Origin of the sequence: Haloactinopolyspora alba (genome assembly GCF_003014555.1) — a bacterium.
Classification (GTDB): domain Bacteria; phylum Actinomycetota; class Actinomycetes; order Jiangellales; family Jiangellaceae; genus Haloactinopolyspora; species Haloactinopolyspora alba.
The window spans coordinates 118,980-136,220 of sequence record NZ_PYGE01000011.1 but is presented as its reverse complement, the minus strand read 5'-3'; the positions used below and the strand labels follow the sequence as shown (position 1 = coordinate 136,220).

Here is a 17,241-nt window from a genome sequence, read left to right as displayed (position 1 = left end):
ACAGACGAGTGCCGCACCCGACTCCCGTCGACGGGTGCGGCACTCGGGTGTGGTGGCCGGGTGTCGCCGGCCGAGACCTCGAGTCGGTCAGGCGGACTTCTTCCGTCCGCCGGAACGGTCCGCCAGGTGCGCGGCGCCGGGGATGAGACCGGAACGGAGCAGTTCGAGCCGCTCGTCCAGCAACGCTTCGAGCTCGTCGACCGAGCGGCGCTCGAGCAGCATGTCCCAGTGTGTACGCGCCGGCTTCAGCGGAGCGTCGTCCGGGCGGTCGGAGGCGACACGCAGCGACTCGGCGCCGCAACGCGGGCAGTCCCACAGCGCGGGCACCTCGGCCTCGGTCGAGAAAGTCACCTCGAACCGGTGGCCGGCCGTGCAGCTGTACCCCACGGACTGGCGCTCGGCGAACTCGACGCCGCGCTCGTCCTCGTAGCTCGGAGCGCCGAGGCGCGAGCCGCGCAGGGTGGAACGCTCGGACATGTGTGAAACCCTTCCGGGGCAACCAGCCCCTGGGACGAGACGACGGTCATGGCCACGTCGTGCCCCGTACCCAGAACACAACGACACGATGACAACGGACGGGCCGAGAGTAATGTTCCGTGTTCGCTGTGATAATGCAATCCGAACCGGGTGATGTTGCTCACTCGGTCCGGGCATCGCCGGCCGGGCGCCGCCTCAGGAGGACACTCGGCCGCGGAGCACGGTAGGCAGTTCGTTGCCTGCCGCCATGATCCCACGCCGGAGGTCGACTCTGGCCAGGAGGGCGAAACCGGCGACGAAAAACACGATGAGCACCAGGATCGCCGAGCGGTAGGAGTCGGTCAGCTGGTAGGCGACGCCGAAGGCCAGAGTGCCGAACCAGCTCGTCCCGCGCTCCGCGGCCTGGTAGAGGCTGAAGTACTCGGCTTCGTTGCCCCGCGGCACCAGCAGGCTGAACAGCGAGCGCGACAGCGCCTGGCTGCCGCCGAGGACGACGCCGATGCCCACGGCGAGCGCGAGAAACGGAACGATCTCGCCGGTGGGCAGGAAGTACCCGCAGGAGACGACGAAGGTCCACACCACCAGGCTGAACAACACCATGACCTTGCTGCCGAACCGCTCGGCGAGGCGGCCGAACAACAGTGCGCCGCCGAAAGCGATGAACTGCACCATGAGAATCGCCACGATGAGCACGTCCTCGGCGAGGCCCAGCTCGCGGTTGCCGTAGATCGAGGCGGCGTAGACGACCGTCTGGACGCCGTCGTTGTACAGCAGGTACGCGACCAGGAACAGCAGGGTCTGCGGATAGCCGCGGGCGTGCCGCAGCGTCGTGGTCAGCTGGCTGAACGCCTGCCTGGCCAGGCCCGCGGGTCCGTGTCCGCCGTCGACGGGCACCGCCGCGGTGACCGGCCGGTCGCGCAGGCCGCGGAACGGGACAAAGGTCCACAACGCCCACCACACGCCCGCGGACAGCAGGCTGACGCGTACGGTGTCCGCGCGTTCGAGGCCGAACGGCTCGAGCGTGACCAGCGCGAGGTTCGCGGCCAGCAGGATGCCTCCGCCGAGGTACCCGAATGCCCAGCCACGGCTGGAGACGCGGTCGCGCTCGTCCTCGTGCGCGATCTGGACCAGCACGGCGTCGTACACGACCAGCGACGAGCCGAGACAGACCGACGCGACCACGAGCAGCCCGACCCCGAGCGCCCAGTTGGCGCCGGTCACGAAGAACATCGACGCCGCGGCCGCCGCGCCGGTCCAGGCGAACCCGGCCAGCATGTGCCGCTTGCGCGAGGTGCGATCGGCGAGGGCGCCGACCAGTGGCAGCAACAGCGCCGACAGCAGGGTCGCGGCGGTCACGGCGTACGCGGCGACCGAGCCCGCCGCGATCGGGACGCCCAGCACCGACAGGTCGGCGTGACAAGGGTCCTGCGGAGTGCCGGCCTCGCCGCAGGCCGCGGTCTCGGCGACCGCCGTCAGGTACGGCCCGAACAGGACGGTCGCCGTGGTGGTGACGAACGCCGAGTTGGCCCAGTCGTAGAAGTACCAGCTGCGGTGCTCCCGGGCGCGTGCTGCGGGGTCGGCGAGCGGTCCGGGCGGTGCCAGGGTGTCGGTCACGCGCGGACCGTACCGGCTCCGGGTGACACGACGGTGACGCGCCGCCGAGCAGCGGTGAGTGGTGACGTGAGTGGTGGCATGGTGCCCGGGCACATTACCCTCACTCGAGCCGATGAATCCGGCCACCGCGGGGGGACGGTGCCGGATGGCGGTGGTGACGACGACACGGAGGAGAGACGACGGTGGCGGTTCGCGAGATCCGGCTGTACGGGGACCCGGTGCTGCGCACGGTGGCCGACCCGGTCAAGGAGTTCGACGCGCAGGCCCGGGCGCTGGCGCAGGACCTTCTGGACACCCTGGACCAGCCGGGACGCGCCGGAGTGGCCGCGCCGCAGATCGGCGTGCCGGTGCGCGCGTTCTCGTACGGTCTCGAGGGAAAGCGCGGCGTGCTGTTCAACCCCGTGGTGGTGGCCACCGAAGGCGAGCAGTCCGGGGAGGAGGGATGCCTGTCGGTGCCCGGACTGTGGTACCCGACGAACCGCGCGGCGTTCGCGGTGGCCGAAGGGTTCGACGCGGACGGTGAGCCGGTGCGCCTGGAAGGCGAGAACGAGCTGGCGCGGTGTATCCAGCACGAGGTGGACCACCTGGACGGCATCGTCTACGTGCACCGTCTGGAGCCGTCGACGCGGCGCGGCGCGATGCGCGAGATCCGGCGCAGCGCCTGGTTCTCGACCTGACCGGACGGTGTACGCACGTGCGGGCCGGATGCACGGGCGGGCGGCTGGACCGGCGAACCCGTGGGGTGGCTGCCGCGCCTGTGCGGCGGGCGGGCACGTCAGGCCGCCTCACTGCTGCCCGGGCGGACGTGCCGGACGCCTGAAGGCGTGGCGAGGTAGACGCCGTGGCAGCTCAGCCGGGCGGTTCCGGCGCATCCGGTGAACGCGTCGTACCAGCCGAGGTCACCACCGCCGACCTGGGTGGTGCCGCGGCGGGCGATGACCAGCGCGACGCCGTCGACGTCGATGTCCTCTCGCAGCCGGCGCAGGAACGGCGCGAGAATGCGGACCCGTTCGTCCTGCGGCGGGTCGGCGGGCAGGTCGTCGACCGCCACGGCCATGATCACCCTGGAGTCGGCGTCGCCGAGCAGCACGAGCAGGGAGTCCGGTGGCAGCTCGCCGTGTTCGGCGAGGATCTCGAGGTTGGCGTGGACCGCGGCCTCGTCGTCGAGGCGGAATGTGATCGTCATGTGGTGAGCGTGGGCGAGCGGTCCTGTGGATCACCAGGTGCGATCCACAGGCGGTCCGTGGTATGAACCGCGGGCTCGCGCGCCCCTGGACCGCGTCGGCCGAACCGCGTCGGCCGGAGGGTTTCAGCCGGGCCACGCGCCGCGCCCGAGCAGCACCTCTCGCAGCACGTCGGCACGGTCGGTGATGATGCCGTCGACACCGGTGTCCAGCAGCCGGTGAATCCGTGCGGCGTCGTTGACGGTCCACACGTGCACCTGCCGCCCCGCGGCGTGCGCCAGCGCGACCGTGCCGGCGTTCACCACGTCGACGCTGCGGAACCGCTCGGGAACCTGCAGGCAGTCGACGGTGCGCAGGCAGGCACGTGCCGCGGCGGACGCCCGCAGCGCCGCCGCGACGCGGAACAGCGCGACGGCGCCCATGCCCGGCGAGGTGGCGACCGGCGCGGACAGCCGCCGCAGCAGCGCGCGCCGGCGCACGTCGGAGAACGACGCCACGCACACCCGCTCGTGGGCTCGGGTGCGCTCGACGGCCGTCGCGAGCGGCGCCACGGCCGCCTGCGACTTGACGTCGATGTTCACCCGCAGCGACGGCCAGGTGCCGAGCAGCTCCTCGACCGTCGGGATCGGCTCGCGGCCGCCGATCAGCGCGCCGCGCACCCGGCTCCACGGCTGCCCTTCGACGTTTCCGGACCGGTCCGTGACGCGGTCCAGCGTCGCGTCGTGGAACGCGAGTCCGACGCCGTCGGAGGTGGCACGCACGTCCGTCTCGACGTAGGAGTACCCCAGGTCGACGGCAGCGGCGAAGGCCGCCATGCTGTTCTCCAGCCCATCGGTCGAGAAGCCGCGGTGCGCCATGGCCAGCGGGCCGGGGTGGTCGAGGTACGGGTGAACCGGCCGGGACGACACCCGCCCAGGCTACGGCGCCGCCCGGTCCGGCGACGCCCCGGAGGCCCGGTCTCGGGCCGACCGTGCACGGCGAGACGATCCCCGCACGATCAGCTGCGGAGCCATGAGCACCTCGCGCGCGATCCCGGCGGTGGCCTCGAGTTGATCGATGAGCAGTTCCGCTGCGCGCCGTCCGAGATCGTACGTCGGCTGCTCCACGACGGTCAGGCCGCCGCCGACGAAGGGCGCCAACGGTAGATCGTCGAAACACGCCACGAGCAGGTCGTCGGGCACACGGACGCCGAGCCCGTCGAGGACGGGCAGCGCCCGGCTGGTCAGCTGGTTGTTGCTGATGAACAATGCATCCGGCGGGTCGGTGCCGAGCATGGCCGCGCGCAGGGACTCCGCGGCCCCGGCGCTGTGCGTGCCGGCTCGCAGGATCAGTTCCTCGTCGACCGGCAGCCCGGCGCTCTTCAGCGCGGACTCGTACCCTTTCAGCCGCTCCCGGTGCGGGGTGACGCGCTCGTCTCCGAGGAGTACGGCGATGCGGCGGGCGCCCTGCTCGGCCAGGTGTCTGGTGGCTTGCCGGGCGCCGTGCTGGTTGTCCACCAGGACCGTGTCCACTGTCGAGGTCCGCAACCGCCGATCGACGGCCACCACCGGCACGCCGGCCTCGACCGCGGCGGCGACGCTGGTCCGGTCTTCGTGCTCGGGCGTGAGTAGCAACCCGGCGACGCGTTCGGCGGTGAGGACGTCGATGTAGTGACGTTCCTTGTCCAGGTCCTCGTCGGAGTTGCACAGCACCAGCGAGTAGCCGTACGCGTGAGCGACGTCCTCCACCGCGCGCACGGTGTCGGTGAAGAACGGGTTGCGGATGTCGGAGATCAGTAGGCCCCACACCATCGAGGACTGCCGACGCAGCCCGCGTGCCAGCCGGTTGGGGCGGTACCCCGTGGCTCCGATCGCCGCCTCGACCCGCTGTTTGACGTCTTCGGTCACTCCGGCGGTGCCGGAGATCACACGTGAGACCGTGGCCGTGGAGACGCCGGCGCGGAGTGCGACATCCTTCATCGTGGTCACTGGGTCACCCTCTGCAGCGTTCGGCGTCGTGGCTGATCAACCGGCACGGAGACGTCGTAGGGAGCCATCTTCGGAGGCGCCGGGCGGCGACGACGGTGCTGGTGGCCGCCGGCCACCCACAGCGTAGCGATCTTCGGCGACCTCGGGGCGGTACAGGTCCACAGCACCTCCTGAGTGAGCCGTCCGCGACTGTAATCGATTTATTCGAATATACATGACTCCTGCCAACCTTCCTGCTCGAAGCGTGGTTCGTTGGTTGACCGCGGACATCGACGGTCCTAATCTGTCCGAAATCGATATCAGAGCACGGTTCGGTGTTGAGGGAGTCCGATGGGTCGTTGGGCTGAGAACTCGTTCTGGTCGGACCTGGTCGAACGGCTGGCCGCGCAGGACACGACGACGAACCGACAGCGAGCGACCTACGACGACGCGGCCGGTGGCTGGCGGCAGCGTCGGTCGGCGGACAAGGCCTGCATGCCGGTGCTGCTGCAGGGACGCCGGCTGGTGGCGGATGTGACCGACCGCGGACTGTCGCTGTTGCCGATCGGCCTCGCGGGGCGGTTCGACGTCGAGGTCGGTTTCCGGGTCGATGGGCGGAGCACGAGCGACGATGCGCTCGCCTTGATCGCCCGGCCGGGCGAGAGCGTGCTCGAGGGGCACGGATGGGCGGTGCACACGCGCGTCGCGCCCGAGGCCGCGGTGGTCGTCGTCGTGCTGCGGCTGACGAGTAGCGTGGCGGTCACGCCGTACGTGCGCTGGGTTCCGGGCACGCGACGCGGGCTGTTCCTGCGGCCGGCGGATTTCGAGCAGGACCGGGAGATCGAGCGGAACAACTCCAGCATCCCCGACCCGCCGGCCGCGGTCGACGAGCCGGCGGCGGGGCTGGCCGTGCTCGGGTGGGACGGACCGGAACGCGAGCAGCGGTTGTGCGGCACGACCATGCTTGCGAGCCGGCACTACCCGCCGGACGCGGTACACCAGCTGGAGCTGGCGGCCGTGACCGGCACCGAGGTGCGGATCGCGCTGGGTGTGGGGCCCGCACCCGATCTGGTGCCCTCGATGCCGGGCGAAACCGAGCTGGCCCACTGGGAACGGGTCGCCGGACGGCTCTCGGTCGACGTAGCGGACCCGGACATCAGCCGCCAGACTCGCCACAGCGTGCACAACAGCCTGTTCTCGCGCTCGACCACCACCGGAGGGCGCGAGATCTTCGTGCACGGGCGACGAGACCGCGGGTACGCACAGGCGTCACACCTGCACCAGAGCTACCAGATGCACCTGCCCGCTCTGGCGGCCGGCGAGGGGGCGAGCGTGCGCTCGGAGCTGCTCGCCTATGCGGAGCTGCAACGTGACGACGGATGGATCGAGGCGGCGCCGCGGCCGGCGAGCGGATGGTCGCGGTATGTCGGGCGCTACACCGATGCGCATCTGCTGCTCGCGATTCGACGCTACCTGTCATGGACCGGTGATGTGCGCCTGCTGGACGAGAAGGTCGAGAGCACGTTCGACCCGGTGTCGCGCCGGATGGCCGAACGTGTCGAGCGTGCGGCCACGGACCTGCTGGAAAGCCGGGTCAGGTCGGTGCTGCCCCCGTGCGGCTGGGCGGACGCGTGGAACCCGCGAGTACTGGCGCAGGGGCAGATCTCCGCGGCCGCGGTGCTCGCCCTGCGGGCCTGGTCGCAGGTGTGCGGGCACCTCGGCGACGAGCCGGCTGCGCGCAGGTGGGCCGGCGCCGCGGCCGAGCTCGCAGAGGCGACACGGAACGCGTTCTACGACCCTGCGACCGGTCTCGTCGCAGAGCATCTGTTCGCCGACGGCGTCACCGGCGGTGCGCCGGACGACTTCTGGTCGCCGACGCAGATCTGGGCCGCGCTGGCGGGAATCGTGCCGGATCGGCGCGGTCTCGATCACGTGCGGGAGGCGTGCCTGGGCCACGGGCTAGCGGTCGTCCCGGAGACGGCCTTCGAGCACGAGTACGTCGCCGCCTCCACGGATTCCACCGACTCGCTGCCCGTCGAGAGCACCGCCACCTGGCTGCTCGCGCGCTGGCCCGAGCTGACCCACCTGTACGCGCTGGCTGAGATCGAGGCCGGTGACCCGGATGCCGCCCTTGCCGCGGTCGCCGGCCAATTGCCCGCCCGGCTGCACGAGCTCGACCCCGCGTGCGCCCCTTACTACTACGCCGAGAAGTACCTGCATCCGGGTACGCGGCCGTGGCTGTGCACGTGGGCCGGTGACCCGTCCCTGATCGAGGTCGTGCTGACCGGCTTCCTCGGTGTTCAGCCGACGCTGGACGGGCTGCGTGTGCAGCCGTCGCTGCCGGCTGGTTGGCGGGGCACGACGATGTCCGCCCGCTTCGTGTGGCGGTCGAGGCCGTACGAGCTGACGTACGTGCCCGGGCTCGATCCTGGCACGTTGCTTGTCGACGGCGTGCCTCAGGCGGCCGGAACTGTGATCGAGCCGCCCCCGGAACCGGAACGCACCGTCGGCAGCCTGCTGACAGGAACGTAACGCCCGCCCCGACGGAGGAGCAGATGAGCCAGCTTCGTTCGCCCGTGCGCAGCATCGTCGCAATCGCCGTCACCGCAGGTCTCGCCGTCGCCATGCTCGTTCTCGGCGGGCCCGGATCGATGAACCGAACCGTGCCGGAAGCCGCCGCCGCGAGCGGCACGTTCTACAACCCGGTGGCCGACGTCTACGACCCCACGATCGTCACCCACGACGGTGACTACTACCTGATCGGCACCTCGGAGACCCGGCACCTGCAGATCCGGACGTCGTCGACGGTGGCCGGCCTGCGTGCGGCCGAGCCGGTCACCGTCTGGTCCGGGCCCTCGTCGGGCATTGGCTGCTGCCTGCTGTGGTCACCGGTGCTGCAGAAGGTGCAGGGGACGTGGTACATCTACCTGTCCGTCACGGACGCCGCATCGCCCGGAGCGGTCACCGAAGCCGCCGTGTACGCGTTGCAGAGCACCACAGGGGACCCGCTCGGCCCGTACACGCTGAAGGACACGCTCAAGACCTGGGAGCAGGGACAGGATCCCGGCCCGTGGGAGAAGGGCATCGTCGGGCCCAGCGTGACCGAGATGCCCGACGGGCGGCTGTTCTTCACGTCCACCACGTTCGGTTTTTACGTCCAGCCGATGTCCAACCCCTGGACGCTCGAGCCGGGCTCGTCGATGGTCACGATCGACGACGGTTCGCCGGACCACGCATGGGAAGGCGGAACGTCGGAGATCGCGCGCCCGTTCGTGCACACCCAGAACGGGCAGACCAAGGTCTTCGTCCCGTACTCGTCGGAGAACCACGTCACACACCGGACGAACGGTGGACCGTGTTGGAGCTGGTGCGTCGGCATGTTCACGAACACGGACGGCAACCTGCTCGATCCGGCGTCGTGGGAGAAGTCCGCGCAGCCGGAGTTCGCCGGTGGCCCCGACAGCGGCCTGTACCGCGTGCTCGCCGTGGGCACGTTCAGCTCGCCGGACGGCAGCGAGAACTGGATGGTCTACAACGCCAGCGACTCGCCGGGAACGGACTTCGGCGAGCGCGACACGTTCATCCAGCCGTTCAGCTACGACGCGGACGGCGAGCCCGACTTCGGCAGTCCGGTTCCCGTGCACGAGGCGATCCCCGTTCCCTCCGGCGAAAGCGGCTCGCCGCCACCGGTGGTTCCCGGCTCGACGCTCGCGGACGAGGACTTCACCTCCGGGGCGGGCAAATGGGACGTGCTCACTGGTAGTTGGGCACCGTGCTCGGGGGAGTACTGCTCCACCGGCACCGGCGACAACCTCACCGTCATCGGTGAGCCGCGGTGGGCGGACTACACGATTCAGGCCAAGGTGACGGCCGACAACGCACCGAACGGCAGCGGCGTCAACGTCGTGGCCCGTGCCGAGTCGGCGTCGGCGCTGTACAACCTGGAACTGCTCAAGGACGCTTCCGGCACCCTGAAGTGGGTGATCGCGCGGAACCGCTCGGGCAGTTGGCAGGTGCTGGACTCCGGCCCATACCAGTGGAGCCCCGGCACGACGTACTGGTTGCGTCTCGACGTCAACGCCGGCAAGCTCACCGGCCTGATCTCCACCGACGGGACCGATTTCCGGCAGCTGGGCGTCGTCCGTCTCGCGGGCATGACCGAGCGCGCCGGCGACGGGGACTTCGGCCGTGCCGGTCTGCGCACCTGGGGCGGGCTGACCGCGAGTTTCGACGACGTCACGGTGAGGGCCAACCGGCCGAGCTGGGGCTTCTACAGCGGCCGAGGCTGGCCCGGGCTGACCGTCGACGCCGGAGCTTCACACGCGCGCGACTTCTGCGTGAACGATTACAACGAGTACTGCCTGGGCGGCGAGGTGAACTCGACGACCTCGAGCATCTCGACGTCGGGCGTCGCCGGCGCGTTACCCGCGTCGTACTACCAGACCGAACGGTGGGGCGACACACTCGTGCCGAAGTACCCGGGTGACGACGGTAGTTTCCGGTACGTCGTGCCGTCGCTGCAGCCTGGTGCGAGTTACACCGTCCGGCTGCACTTCGCCGAGATCCATTTCACCGAGCCGGGACAACGGACCTTCGACGTGGCCGTCAACGGCACCGTGGTGCTCGACGAACTGGACAAGGTCGCCGCGGCCGGGGGCTCGTACCGGGCACTGGTCCGCGAGTTCACGGCGACGGCCGACGAGCACGGGCACATCATGCTCGAGTTCCTCCCCGGGACGAGGGCCGACGTCGCCGATCACAATCCGACCGTCAGCGCCATCGAGGTCGCTACACCCTGATCCGACCGTCCGCGCGGCGACAGATCTCGGCTATCTCGTCGCGGTACTCGGCCAGCGTGCGCTCGGCGAAGCTCACCTGGGCGATGTGGCCGGGCAACGGGTGCTGCGCTGGCCTGGGCCGGAAGCCCTGCTCGTGCACTCCGGTGCTGCCGGGACCGGGTGCGCCTTCGGCCAGGTGTCCGGTCGTGCGCGCGTATCGCGTCAGTGTCCGCGGAGCACGGAAATCCCTGCTCCAGCCGAGCCACTGCTGGCTCAGCGGGAACAACGCGAGCATCGCGTCCCACCAGCCTTCGGCCGCGAGCAGCAGGTTGGGATGCCGTCGCCGCAACGTGGCGGCCAGCGTCCGGAAACCGCTGAACAGCGGGTGCCTGGGGTCGTTGAACCAGAATCCGGCGGTGTCGAGGAACGCTGCATCGACGCCGAACTCGGTGACGATCGCGCTGATCGAATCGGTCAGGTGCCGGCCGAATCCCGGTTCTCCCGGGTTGAGAAAGACCTGGTCCCCTTCGCCGAACCGGTCGCCGTCCCAGTCGGGACGGTTCACCAGATCGACGTAGCGGTTCGTGTCGTTGCGGATCGCGGCCTCGTGCCACTGGGCGTACCGCGACACGTTCGCGCCGTGCGCGCCGAACATCGGCATCAGGTGGAAGCCGAGCCCGTGGGCCGTCTCGACGAGCCGGGCGAATCCGGTGTCCCCGCCCAGGTCCGGTCCCGGGCGGTAGTGCGGGTACGAGTGGTAGTAGCGCCCCTCCCAGCCGGGCAGGTAGGCGAGCACACGGCTCGGATCCACATGGTCCGCGACGAACTTCAGGGCGTGGGCCATCTGGTCGAACGTGTTGAAGATGTGCCCGGTCCAGTGCTGGCCGTGCAGTGCGACCACGAGCGCGACGTCGTCCAGCCAGTCCGGCGTGTCGACGCGCTCCTCCCACGCGACGAGTCCGTGCGCGGACTCCACGAACCGCAAGTGATCGTCGAGAGCAGCGTCGAGGCCGGCGGTGTCGTCGGTGAACGTGACCTGGACCGGGGGCGCCTGGTAGCGCTGGGTGCGTTCGTGTGCGGGCGCGGCGAGCACGACCTCGGTGATCGGTTCGCCGGCGTAGGGAGGTTCGCTGACGTGCAGCGCGGTCGCATGGACGCCGGGATCACGCACGCTCAGCGCGACCGAGTCCGGGCCCTCGCCGGCGGCGGCCCACCGGGTGGCCCATTCCGGCCCGGGGTAGGTCCACTGGAAGCGCCCGACGGTGGTCGCGCCACGGGGCGTGGTGGGCGACCACCATCCCGCCTGCAGCGCTGTACGCGGGAGTCCGCGCAGGAGCAGCTTGACGGACTTGATCGATTCCGGATGACTCGCGTTCACCTGGAAGGTCAGCGTCCTGGCGTCGCGCCGCACGACGACGTCGACCTCCCCGGCCGCGCCCGTCACCTGCTGGCCCAGCCTGGCGTAGCGACCGGCACACATCCGTACGGTCCGTTCGTCGGGGGTGCTCACCTCGGCGCTGTCCGGGTCGACACCGTGTCCGTTGTCGTGGGTGAAGACCTGCACCGCCCAGCGTGCCGGACCGCCGCCGGGTACCGGGAAGTACGGATCGCACGGGTCGAAGCTGAGATCCGCCGTTGGTGTCGTCACGATGCGCCTTTCTGTGGACGGTCGCGGCGGCCGGCCGCAACGAGGACACGTCACCGGGGTTCGCGTCGTTGCCGAAGGTGACTACTGCGTACGGAGGTGGCGAGTGCGCTACTCCTTGACCGAGCCGGCAGTCGCCCCTGCCTGGTAGTGACGCTGCAGCAGGAAGAAGATCGCCATGCAGGGCAGGACCGTCAGGACCACGCCCGCCTGCAGCGCCCCCCATTCGACGGTCCCGAACTGGTTGGAAAGGACCAGGCTGAGTTGCACCGGAACGGTGAACCGTTCAGCGTCGCTGACCATCACCAGTGCCGCGAGCAGCTCGTTCCACGAGAACAGGAATGTGAACAGTACGACGGTGAGGATTCCGGGGACCGCGCTGGGCAGCAGGACCCGCACGAGTGCCCGCAGGGTGCCGCAGCCGTCGAGCATCGCTGCCTCGTCCAGCGTGTGCGGCAACTCGTCGAAGCTGTTGCGCATCACGAACACGGCGAACGGCAGCTGCCAGGTCGCGTAGACCAGGGCCAGCCCGAGCATGCTGTTGGTCAACTGAAGCTCGGTGAGCAGCTGATACAGCGGAATCAGGATCGACTGGAACGGGATCATGAACGTCAACAGGATGAACGCGAAAACGATCCCGCGACCCGGGAAGCGGAACCGGGAGAACCCGTAGCCGGCCAGTGTGCTGAGCACCACAGTGAACACGATCGCCAGCCCGGTGGCGATCGCGCTGTTCAGCAGGGCGCCGTAGATCCCGGTCGCGCCGATCTCGCCCATCCGGGCGTAGTTCTCGGTGGAGAACTGCTCGGGGAACCACGTCGGCGGGGACGCGGCCGCCTGCTCCTCCGTCTTCACCGAGCTGACGAACGCCCAGTACAACGGGAAGACGAACACCGCCGCCAGCGCGATGGCCCCGGCATACCAGAGCAGCCGGTGCGACCCTCGTCCGGGACGCCTCGCGGGCCCGTCGTCGTGCGAGACCGCGACGGATCGTGGTTCGGTCGTGGTCGGGGTCGTCGTCATGTTCGCCGCCTGAAGATCGCGAGTTGGGCGAAACTCACCAGCGCCAGGACGACGAGCAGCATCATCGCCAGCGCCGAGCCGTAGCCGAGTTTCTGGTACTCGAACGCGTTGAGGAAGACGTTGTACACAGCGGTGACCGTCTCGCCGTTCGGTCCGCCGCCAGTCATGGCGTAGAACTGGTCGAACGCCAGCATGTTCAGCGCGACGTTCAGCACCATGACCAGTGCGAAGTTGTTGCGTAGCAGCGGGATCGTCAGATGCCGCACCGTCTGCCGGCCGTTCGCGCCGTCGACGCGGAACGCTTCGTACAGCTCGTTCGGGATCGCCTGCATGCCGATAAGGAAGATCACCATGCCGAACCCGGCGCTCTTCCACACGCTCATCGCGACGATCGCCCAGAACGACGTGTCGACGTCGGCCAGCCACTGCACTGGCGCATCCACGATCCCCAGCCGCAGCAGAACGTCGTTGACGACGCCGACACGCCCGTCGAGCAGGTAGAACCACAGGAACCCGGCTGCCGCGTAGCCGACGGTCACGGGGAGGAAGTAGGCGGTACGCAGCAGTCCTACACCGCGACGCGGGGTGCGCACGATCAGAGCCAGACCGAACGAGACGATCACGCCGATCAGTGTCACCGCGGCCATGAACTGCACCGTGAACAGCAATGTCGACCAAAACGCGGGGTCGTTCCACGCGGTGCGGTAATTGTCCATGCCGATGAACGTGGAATCGCCGTACAGCGGCCAGTCGTGAAGGCTGGTCCACATCGTGCCCAGCAGCGGTGTGGTGAAGAACACCAGCGTCATCGCCAGCGCCGGCATCACGTACCACAGGCCCCGGCGGTTGCGGCGGGTGACGATGCCCGCTCGGCGCCTGGACGAAACTGCGTCGACCATCCGGTTCAGCCCTGGTCGAGCAATCGCTGGAACTCTTCCTCGGCCGAGGGCAGCACCGACTCCGGGTCGGCGCCACCGAAGACGATCTCCTGGAAGGCTGAGTTGAACGGCCCGGTCGGAGCGTCGATCTCGGCCGAGTTCGGGTGGTACACCGGGAGCCGGCCGGCCTGCAGCGCACGGTTGTGCGCGACGACCTTCGGGTTCTCGGTGGCGTACTCGTTCTCGATCAGGTCCGAACGCGCGACCAGCTTGCCGTTCTTCGCGTAGACGTCGACCTGCGCCGCATCCGTCAGCGACCACTTCACGAACTCCCACGCCGCATCCGGGTGTTCGGCCCCGGACGGGATCGCGATGACGTCTCCGCCGGTGAACGACGACTCGCCGCCGTCCTTGCCCGGCAGCGTCGCGACCCCGTAGTCGACGTCCGGGAAGTTCTCGCTCATCTGGCTGATGGCGAACGCGCCGAGTCCGATCATGCCGATGTTGCCCGAGCCGAACGACGACACCCAGTTGGCGCCGGTGTCGGTCTCAGCCTGGTCCGGCACCGCACCGGACTCCCAGAGGTCGCGGTACAGGCGCAGCGCGTCGGCGACGGCCGGGTCGGTCAGGGTGGCGGTGGTGCCGTCCTCGCTCACGAAGTCGCCGCCGCTGGCCCAGACCAGCGGCGAGAACGTGTAATCGTTGCAGCCGACACACTGCCCGGAGAAGTAGAACCCGTACGTGTCGTCGCCGAGCGCGGAGATCTTCTCGGCGTACTCCTTGAGCTCGGCGAAGCTGCGCGGTGGCTTCTCCGGATCAAGGCCGGCCTGTTCGAACAGGTTCTTGTTCCAGTACAGCGTTGACGCGTCCACGTTCTCCGGCAGCGCGTAGATGTCGCCCTCATAGGTCGAGTAGTCGACGTAGCTCTGGAAGAGCGTGTCGAAGAAGGGCAGCTCTTTCGCCTGGTCGGTGATCGGGTCCAGCGCGCCGCCGCGGGCCAGTCTCGGCACGTGCACGACGTCGACGGTCACCACGTCCGGTGGTGTGCCGGCCTGCACGGCCGCGGCGAGCTTCTGGTTGTACTCGTCGTCGGGCACGGCCAGCAGCTCGATCTGCACGTCGTGAGTCTCGTTCCACGCGTCGACCAGTTGCTGGTTGATGGCTTCGTTGGCGCCGCGCGCCCAGTAGGTCAGCTCGTCGCCGCCCTGGCCACTGGTTTCGTCGCCGCCGCCGCACGCGGCGAGCAGCACGAGCGATCCGGTCGCCAACAACGTGGCCGTCAAGGTGCGCGTCGGTGCCATCGTGCTCTCCGTTCCACTCGGCCAGCTCGGTCAGCTGGAGTGCCATGTGTGAAATCGATTACGAGATTACTACCTGAAGAACCTGCTTCGTCAAGCGCGACGGCGCCGGTAACAGCGTTACAACTCGGTATCGAGCCGTGGATGATGTAATCGCTTGCTCGACGGTTGGCCTCTAAGGTCGGGCGTGTGAACACCGAACACGAGGCGGCCCCGCGGCAGGGGAGCGGGCCGCCGCCGGAGCTGGGACCGGGACCGGGGCTGACGGCGATGATGGCGCGCTGGCGGGACGGGTGGATCGCCGCACGCGGCTACCCGGGCGCTCACGGCCCGGACGGGGTGCTGGCCGTCGAGGTCGGCGAGCCGGGCCGCGCGGTCGAGCACGTCGCGGTGTCCACGACGCCGGCCGAGCACGTCCTGCTGGCGCGCCGGATCGGTGCCGGGCAGTGGCTGACGGTGCCGGCCGCCGACCGTGCGGGCACGAAGCAGGCACTGCGGGACGCCGGGCTGCACGTACGCGCTCCCGAGCGGCTGATGACCGTCGATCTCGGTGACCATCCGCGTCGCACACCGCCGGCCGGCTACGACGTCGTGAGCTCCACCACCGCCGGTGGGGTGCTGGTCGTCGAGGTCGTCACGGACGGCGAGGTCGCCGCGAAGGGGCACCTCTGCGTCGTCGGGGCCGACGCGGTGGCCGACCGGATCTTCACCCGCCCGGACCACCGCCGGCGCGGTCTCGGCTCGGTCGTGATGGGCGCGCTGAGCGCTCGCGGACTGGAGGCCGGCGCCCGCACCGGCATCCTCGTGGCCTCCGCGGACGGGTACGCGCTGTACGGCAGCCTGGGCTGGCGGGTGGCCGCCGACGTGGTGATCGCCGAGCGCCCCGAACCAGCCGGACAGGAGGCGCGAGCCGGGGACCGTCCGAGCGAGGCGATAGAGTGACGTCCGTCGCGACTGGCGCAATCGGCTCGCCGAACCGGCGCGCCGAGGTGGAACGGACCACCAGGAAGCGGACAGCCGTGACACCGCGCGCCTGGGTGTCACGGGGACTGCCAGCTATACGGAGAGGATGTGGCTCCCGCCATGACCGCCTCGGACACGACGTCTGACGCTCTACGCACGGGCGACCCCCAGGTCGCCGAGCTGATCACCGCGGAGGAGCGGCGTCAGGCGCAGACCCTGAAGCTGATCGCGTCGGAGAACTACGTGTCGGCCGCGGTCCTCGAGGCCTCCGGCACGGTGCTCACCAACAAGTACTCCGAGGGGTACACCGGCCGGCGCTACTACGAGGGCCAGCAGGTCATCGACCAGATCGAGACGCTGGCCATCGACCGTGCCAAGGCCGTGTTCGGAGTCGAGCACGCCAACGTCCAGCCGTACTCCGGTTCGCCGGCCAACCTCGCCGTTTACCTGGCCACGGTCGACCCCGGCGACACCGTCATGGGCATGTCGCTGCCGATGGGCGGGCACCTGACCCACGGCTGGAGCGTCTCGGCCACCGGCAAGTGGTTCCGCGCCGTGCACTACGACGTGCGCAAGGACACCGGACGCATCGACTTCGACCAGGTCCGCGAGACCGCGCTGGCCGAGCGGCCGAAGCTGATCTTCTGCGGCGGCACCGCCATCCCGCGCACCATCGACTTCCCCGCGTTCGCCGAGATCGCCAAGGAGGTCGGTGCGATCCTCGTGGCCGACATCGCGCACATCGCCGGCCTGGTCGCCGGCGGCGCGCACCCGTCGCCGGTCGGGCACGCGGACATCATCACCACCACCACGCACAAGACGCTGCGCGGGCCCCGGGGTGCGATGATCCTCACCGGCGAGGAGTACGCGAAGCCGATCGACAAGGCCGTCTTCCCGGGGCTGCAGGGCGGTCCGCACAACCACACCACCGCCGGTATCGCGGTGGCGCTGGGCGAGGCGGCGCGTCCGGAGTTCCGCGACTACGCGCAGCAGGTGGTGACCAACGCCGCGGTGCTGGCCGACGAGCTGAAGGGCCGCGGGTTCGACCTGGTGTCCGGAGGCACGGACAACCACCTGATCCTGATGGACCTCACCTCGAAGGGCGTCGGCGGCAAACCGGTCGCCAAGCATCTCGACAACGCCGGTCTCGAGGCGAACTACAACACCGTCCCGTTCGACCCGCGCAAGCCGTTCGACCCCTCCGGCCTGCGTCTCGGCACGGCCGCGCTGACCAGCCGGGGCATGGCCGAAGGCGAGATGCGTGAGGTCGCGCGGTGGCTGGACGAGGTCGTCACGGCCGCCGCGGGCGACGCCGACGCGCTGGAGTCCACGATCAGCCGCGTCCGCGGCGAGGTCAGCGAGCTGACCGGCCGGTTCCCGACCCCCGGTCTGGACGGCTGAGCGGCGAGCACGGCCGGCGCGGGACCGGCGGGCA

Annotated in this window: 14 protein-coding genes and 1 riboswitch; of the genes, 5 read left to right on the top strand and 9 right to left on the bottom strand. The window is 69.8% G+C overall.

Annotated features, from left to right (window positions below; translation table 11 throughout):
- Positions 1–87: 87 nt before the first annotated feature.
- Positions 88–477 (bottom strand): RNA polymerase-binding protein RbpA, encoded by a 390-nt coding sequence (locus tag CLV30_RS15815; RefSeq protein WP_106538179.1) that lies wholly within the window; start codon positions 475–477, stop codon positions 88–90.
- Positions 478–672: 195 nt separating this feature from the next.
- Positions 673–2,091, bottom strand: a complete 1,419-nt coding sequence (locus tag CLV30_RS15810) for an MFS transporter (RefSeq protein WP_165358695.1) — start codon at positions 2,089–2,091, stop codon at positions 673–675.
- Positions 2,092–2,273: 182 nt separating this feature from the next.
- Between CLV30_RS15810 and def the strand changes: the two genes are divergently transcribed.
- On the top strand, positions 2,274–2,768 hold the full coding sequence (gene def, locus CLV30_RS15805) for a peptide deformylase (RefSeq protein ID WP_106538178.1): 495 nt from the start codon (positions 2,274–2,276) through the stop codon (positions 2,766–2,768).
- Between the two features lie 98 nt (positions 2,769–2,866).
- Here the strand turns inward: def and CLV30_RS15800 are convergent, their stop codons facing one another.
- The 3 genes from CLV30_RS15800 to CLV30_RS15790 form a co-directional block, all read right to left on the bottom strand.
- On the bottom strand, positions 2,867–3,277 hold the full coding sequence (locus tag CLV30_RS15800) for a hypothetical protein (RefSeq protein WP_106538177.1): 411 nt from the start codon (positions 3,275–3,277) through the stop codon (positions 2,867–2,869).
- Positions 3,278–3,400: 123 nt separating this feature from the next.
- The gene (locus CLV30_RS15795) at positions 3,401–4,183 is read right to left on the bottom strand and encodes a glycerophosphodiester phosphodiesterase family protein (RefSeq protein WP_205740981.1); all 783 of its coding nucleotides are present in this window, start codon (positions 4,181–4,183) and stop codon (positions 3,401–3,403) included.
- Between the two features lie 9 nt (positions 4,184–4,192).
- A complete protein-coding gene (locus CLV30_RS15790) occupies positions 4,193–5,233 on the bottom strand; it encodes a LacI family DNA-binding transcriptional regulator (protein WP_240723351.1) in 1,041 nt (346 codons plus the stop codon).
- Between the two features lie 339 nt (positions 5,234–5,572).
- On the opposite strand from CLV30_RS15790, the gene CLV30_RS15785 reads away from it, so the two are divergent.
- Positions 5,573–7,753 carry a glucosidase family protein gene (locus CLV30_RS15785; protein WP_106538175.1) on the top strand — a complete coding sequence of 727 codons (2,181 nt, stop codon included), beginning with the start codon at positions 5,573–5,575 and terminating at the stop codon, positions 7,751–7,753.
- A gap of 23 nt (positions 7,754–7,776) precedes the next feature.
- Positions 7,777–10,020 (top strand): family 43 glycosylhydrolase, encoded by a 2,244-nt coding sequence (locus tag CLV30_RS15780; protein ID WP_106538174.1) that lies wholly within the window; start codon positions 7,777–7,779, stop codon positions 10,018–10,020.
- Here the strand turns inward: CLV30_RS15780 and CLV30_RS15775 are convergent.
- From CLV30_RS15775 to CLV30_RS15760, 4 genes are all read right to left on the bottom strand, one after another.
- Positions 10,010–11,647 carry a hypothetical protein gene (locus tag CLV30_RS15775; protein ID WP_106538173.1) on the bottom strand — a complete coding sequence of 546 codons (1,638 nt, stop codon included), beginning with the start codon at positions 11,645–11,647 and terminating at the stop codon, positions 10,010–10,012. The two genes, CLV30_RS15780 and CLV30_RS15775, sit on opposite strands and share 11 nt — an antisense overlap.
- 108 nt (positions 11,648–11,755) lie before the next feature.
- Positions 11,756–12,667, bottom strand: coding sequence for a carbohydrate ABC transporter permease (locus CLV30_RS15770; RefSeq protein ID WP_106538172.1), 912 nt, complete (start codon positions 12,665–12,667; stop codon positions 11,756–11,758).
- Positions 12,664–13,566, bottom strand: coding sequence for a carbohydrate ABC transporter permease (locus tag CLV30_RS15765; RefSeq protein ID WP_106538171.1), 903 nt, complete (start codon positions 13,564–13,566; stop codon positions 12,664–12,666). The genes CLV30_RS15770 and CLV30_RS15765 overlap by 4 nt, the downstream gene beginning before the upstream one ends.
- Before the next feature lie 5 nt (positions 13,567–13,571).
- Positions 13,572–14,846 (bottom strand): ABC transporter substrate-binding protein, encoded by a 1,275-nt coding sequence (locus CLV30_RS15760; protein ID WP_106538170.1) that lies wholly within the window; start codon positions 14,844–14,846, stop codon positions 13,572–13,574.
- Positions 14,847–15,032: 186 nt separating this feature from the next.
- On the opposite strand from CLV30_RS15760, the gene CLV30_RS26060 reads away from it, so the two are divergent.
- Together CLV30_RS26060 and CLV30_RS15745 are read left to right on the top strand one after the other, a co-directional pair.
- Positions 15,033–15,785, top strand: coding sequence for a GNAT family N-acetyltransferase (locus tag CLV30_RS26060; RefSeq protein WP_129711062.1), 753 nt, complete (start codon positions 15,033–15,035; stop codon positions 15,783–15,785).
- Positions 15,784–15,889: riboswitch (ZMP/ZTP riboswitch) on the top strand. It overlaps the preceding gene by 2 nt.
- A 37-nt stretch (positions 15,890–15,926) precedes the next feature.
- Entirely contained in the window at positions 15,927–17,207 is a 1,281-nt protein-coding gene (locus tag CLV30_RS15745) for a serine hydroxymethyltransferase (RefSeq protein WP_106538167.1), read from the top strand.
- Positions 17,208–17,241 lie beyond the last annotated feature (34 nt).

Excerpts from the sequence above, each read along its gene's own strand:
- CLV30_RS15760 (WP_106538170.1), bottom strand. The coding sequence starts at position 14,846 with ATGGCACCGACGCGCACCTTGACGGCCACGTTGTTGGCGACCGGATCG.
- CLV30_RS15815 (WP_106538179.1), bottom strand. The coding sequence starts at position 477 with ATGTCCGAGCGTTCCACCCTGCGCGGCTCGCGCCTCGGCGCTCCGAGC.
- CLV30_RS15770 (WP_106538172.1), bottom strand. The coding sequence starts at position 12,667 with ATGACGACGACCCCGACCACGACCGAACCACGATCCGTCGCGGTCTCG.
- CLV30_RS15765 (WP_106538171.1), bottom strand. The coding sequence starts at position 13,566 with ATGGTCGACGCAGTTTCGTCCAGGCGCCGAGCGGGCATCGTCACCCGC.
- CLV30_RS15745 (WP_106538167.1), top strand. The coding sequence starts at position 15,927 with ATGACCGCCTCGGACACGACGTCTGACGCTCTACGCACGGGCGACCCC.
- CLV30_RS15785 (WP_106538175.1), top strand. The coding sequence starts at position 5,573 with ATGGGTCGTTGGGCTGAGAACTCGTTCTGGTCGGACCTGGTCGAACGG.
- CLV30_RS15800 (WP_106538177.1), bottom strand. The coding sequence starts at position 3,277 with ATGACGATCACATTCCGCCTCGACGACGAGGCCGCGGTCCACGCCAAC.
- CLV30_RS15780 (WP_106538174.1), top strand. The coding sequence starts at position 7,777 with ATGAGCCAGCTTCGTTCGCCCGTGCGCAGCATCGTCGCAATCGCCGTC.
- CLV30_RS15790 (WP_240723351.1), bottom strand. The coding sequence starts at position 5,233 with ATGAAGGATGTCGCACTCCGCGCCGGCGTCTCCACGGCCACGGTCTCA.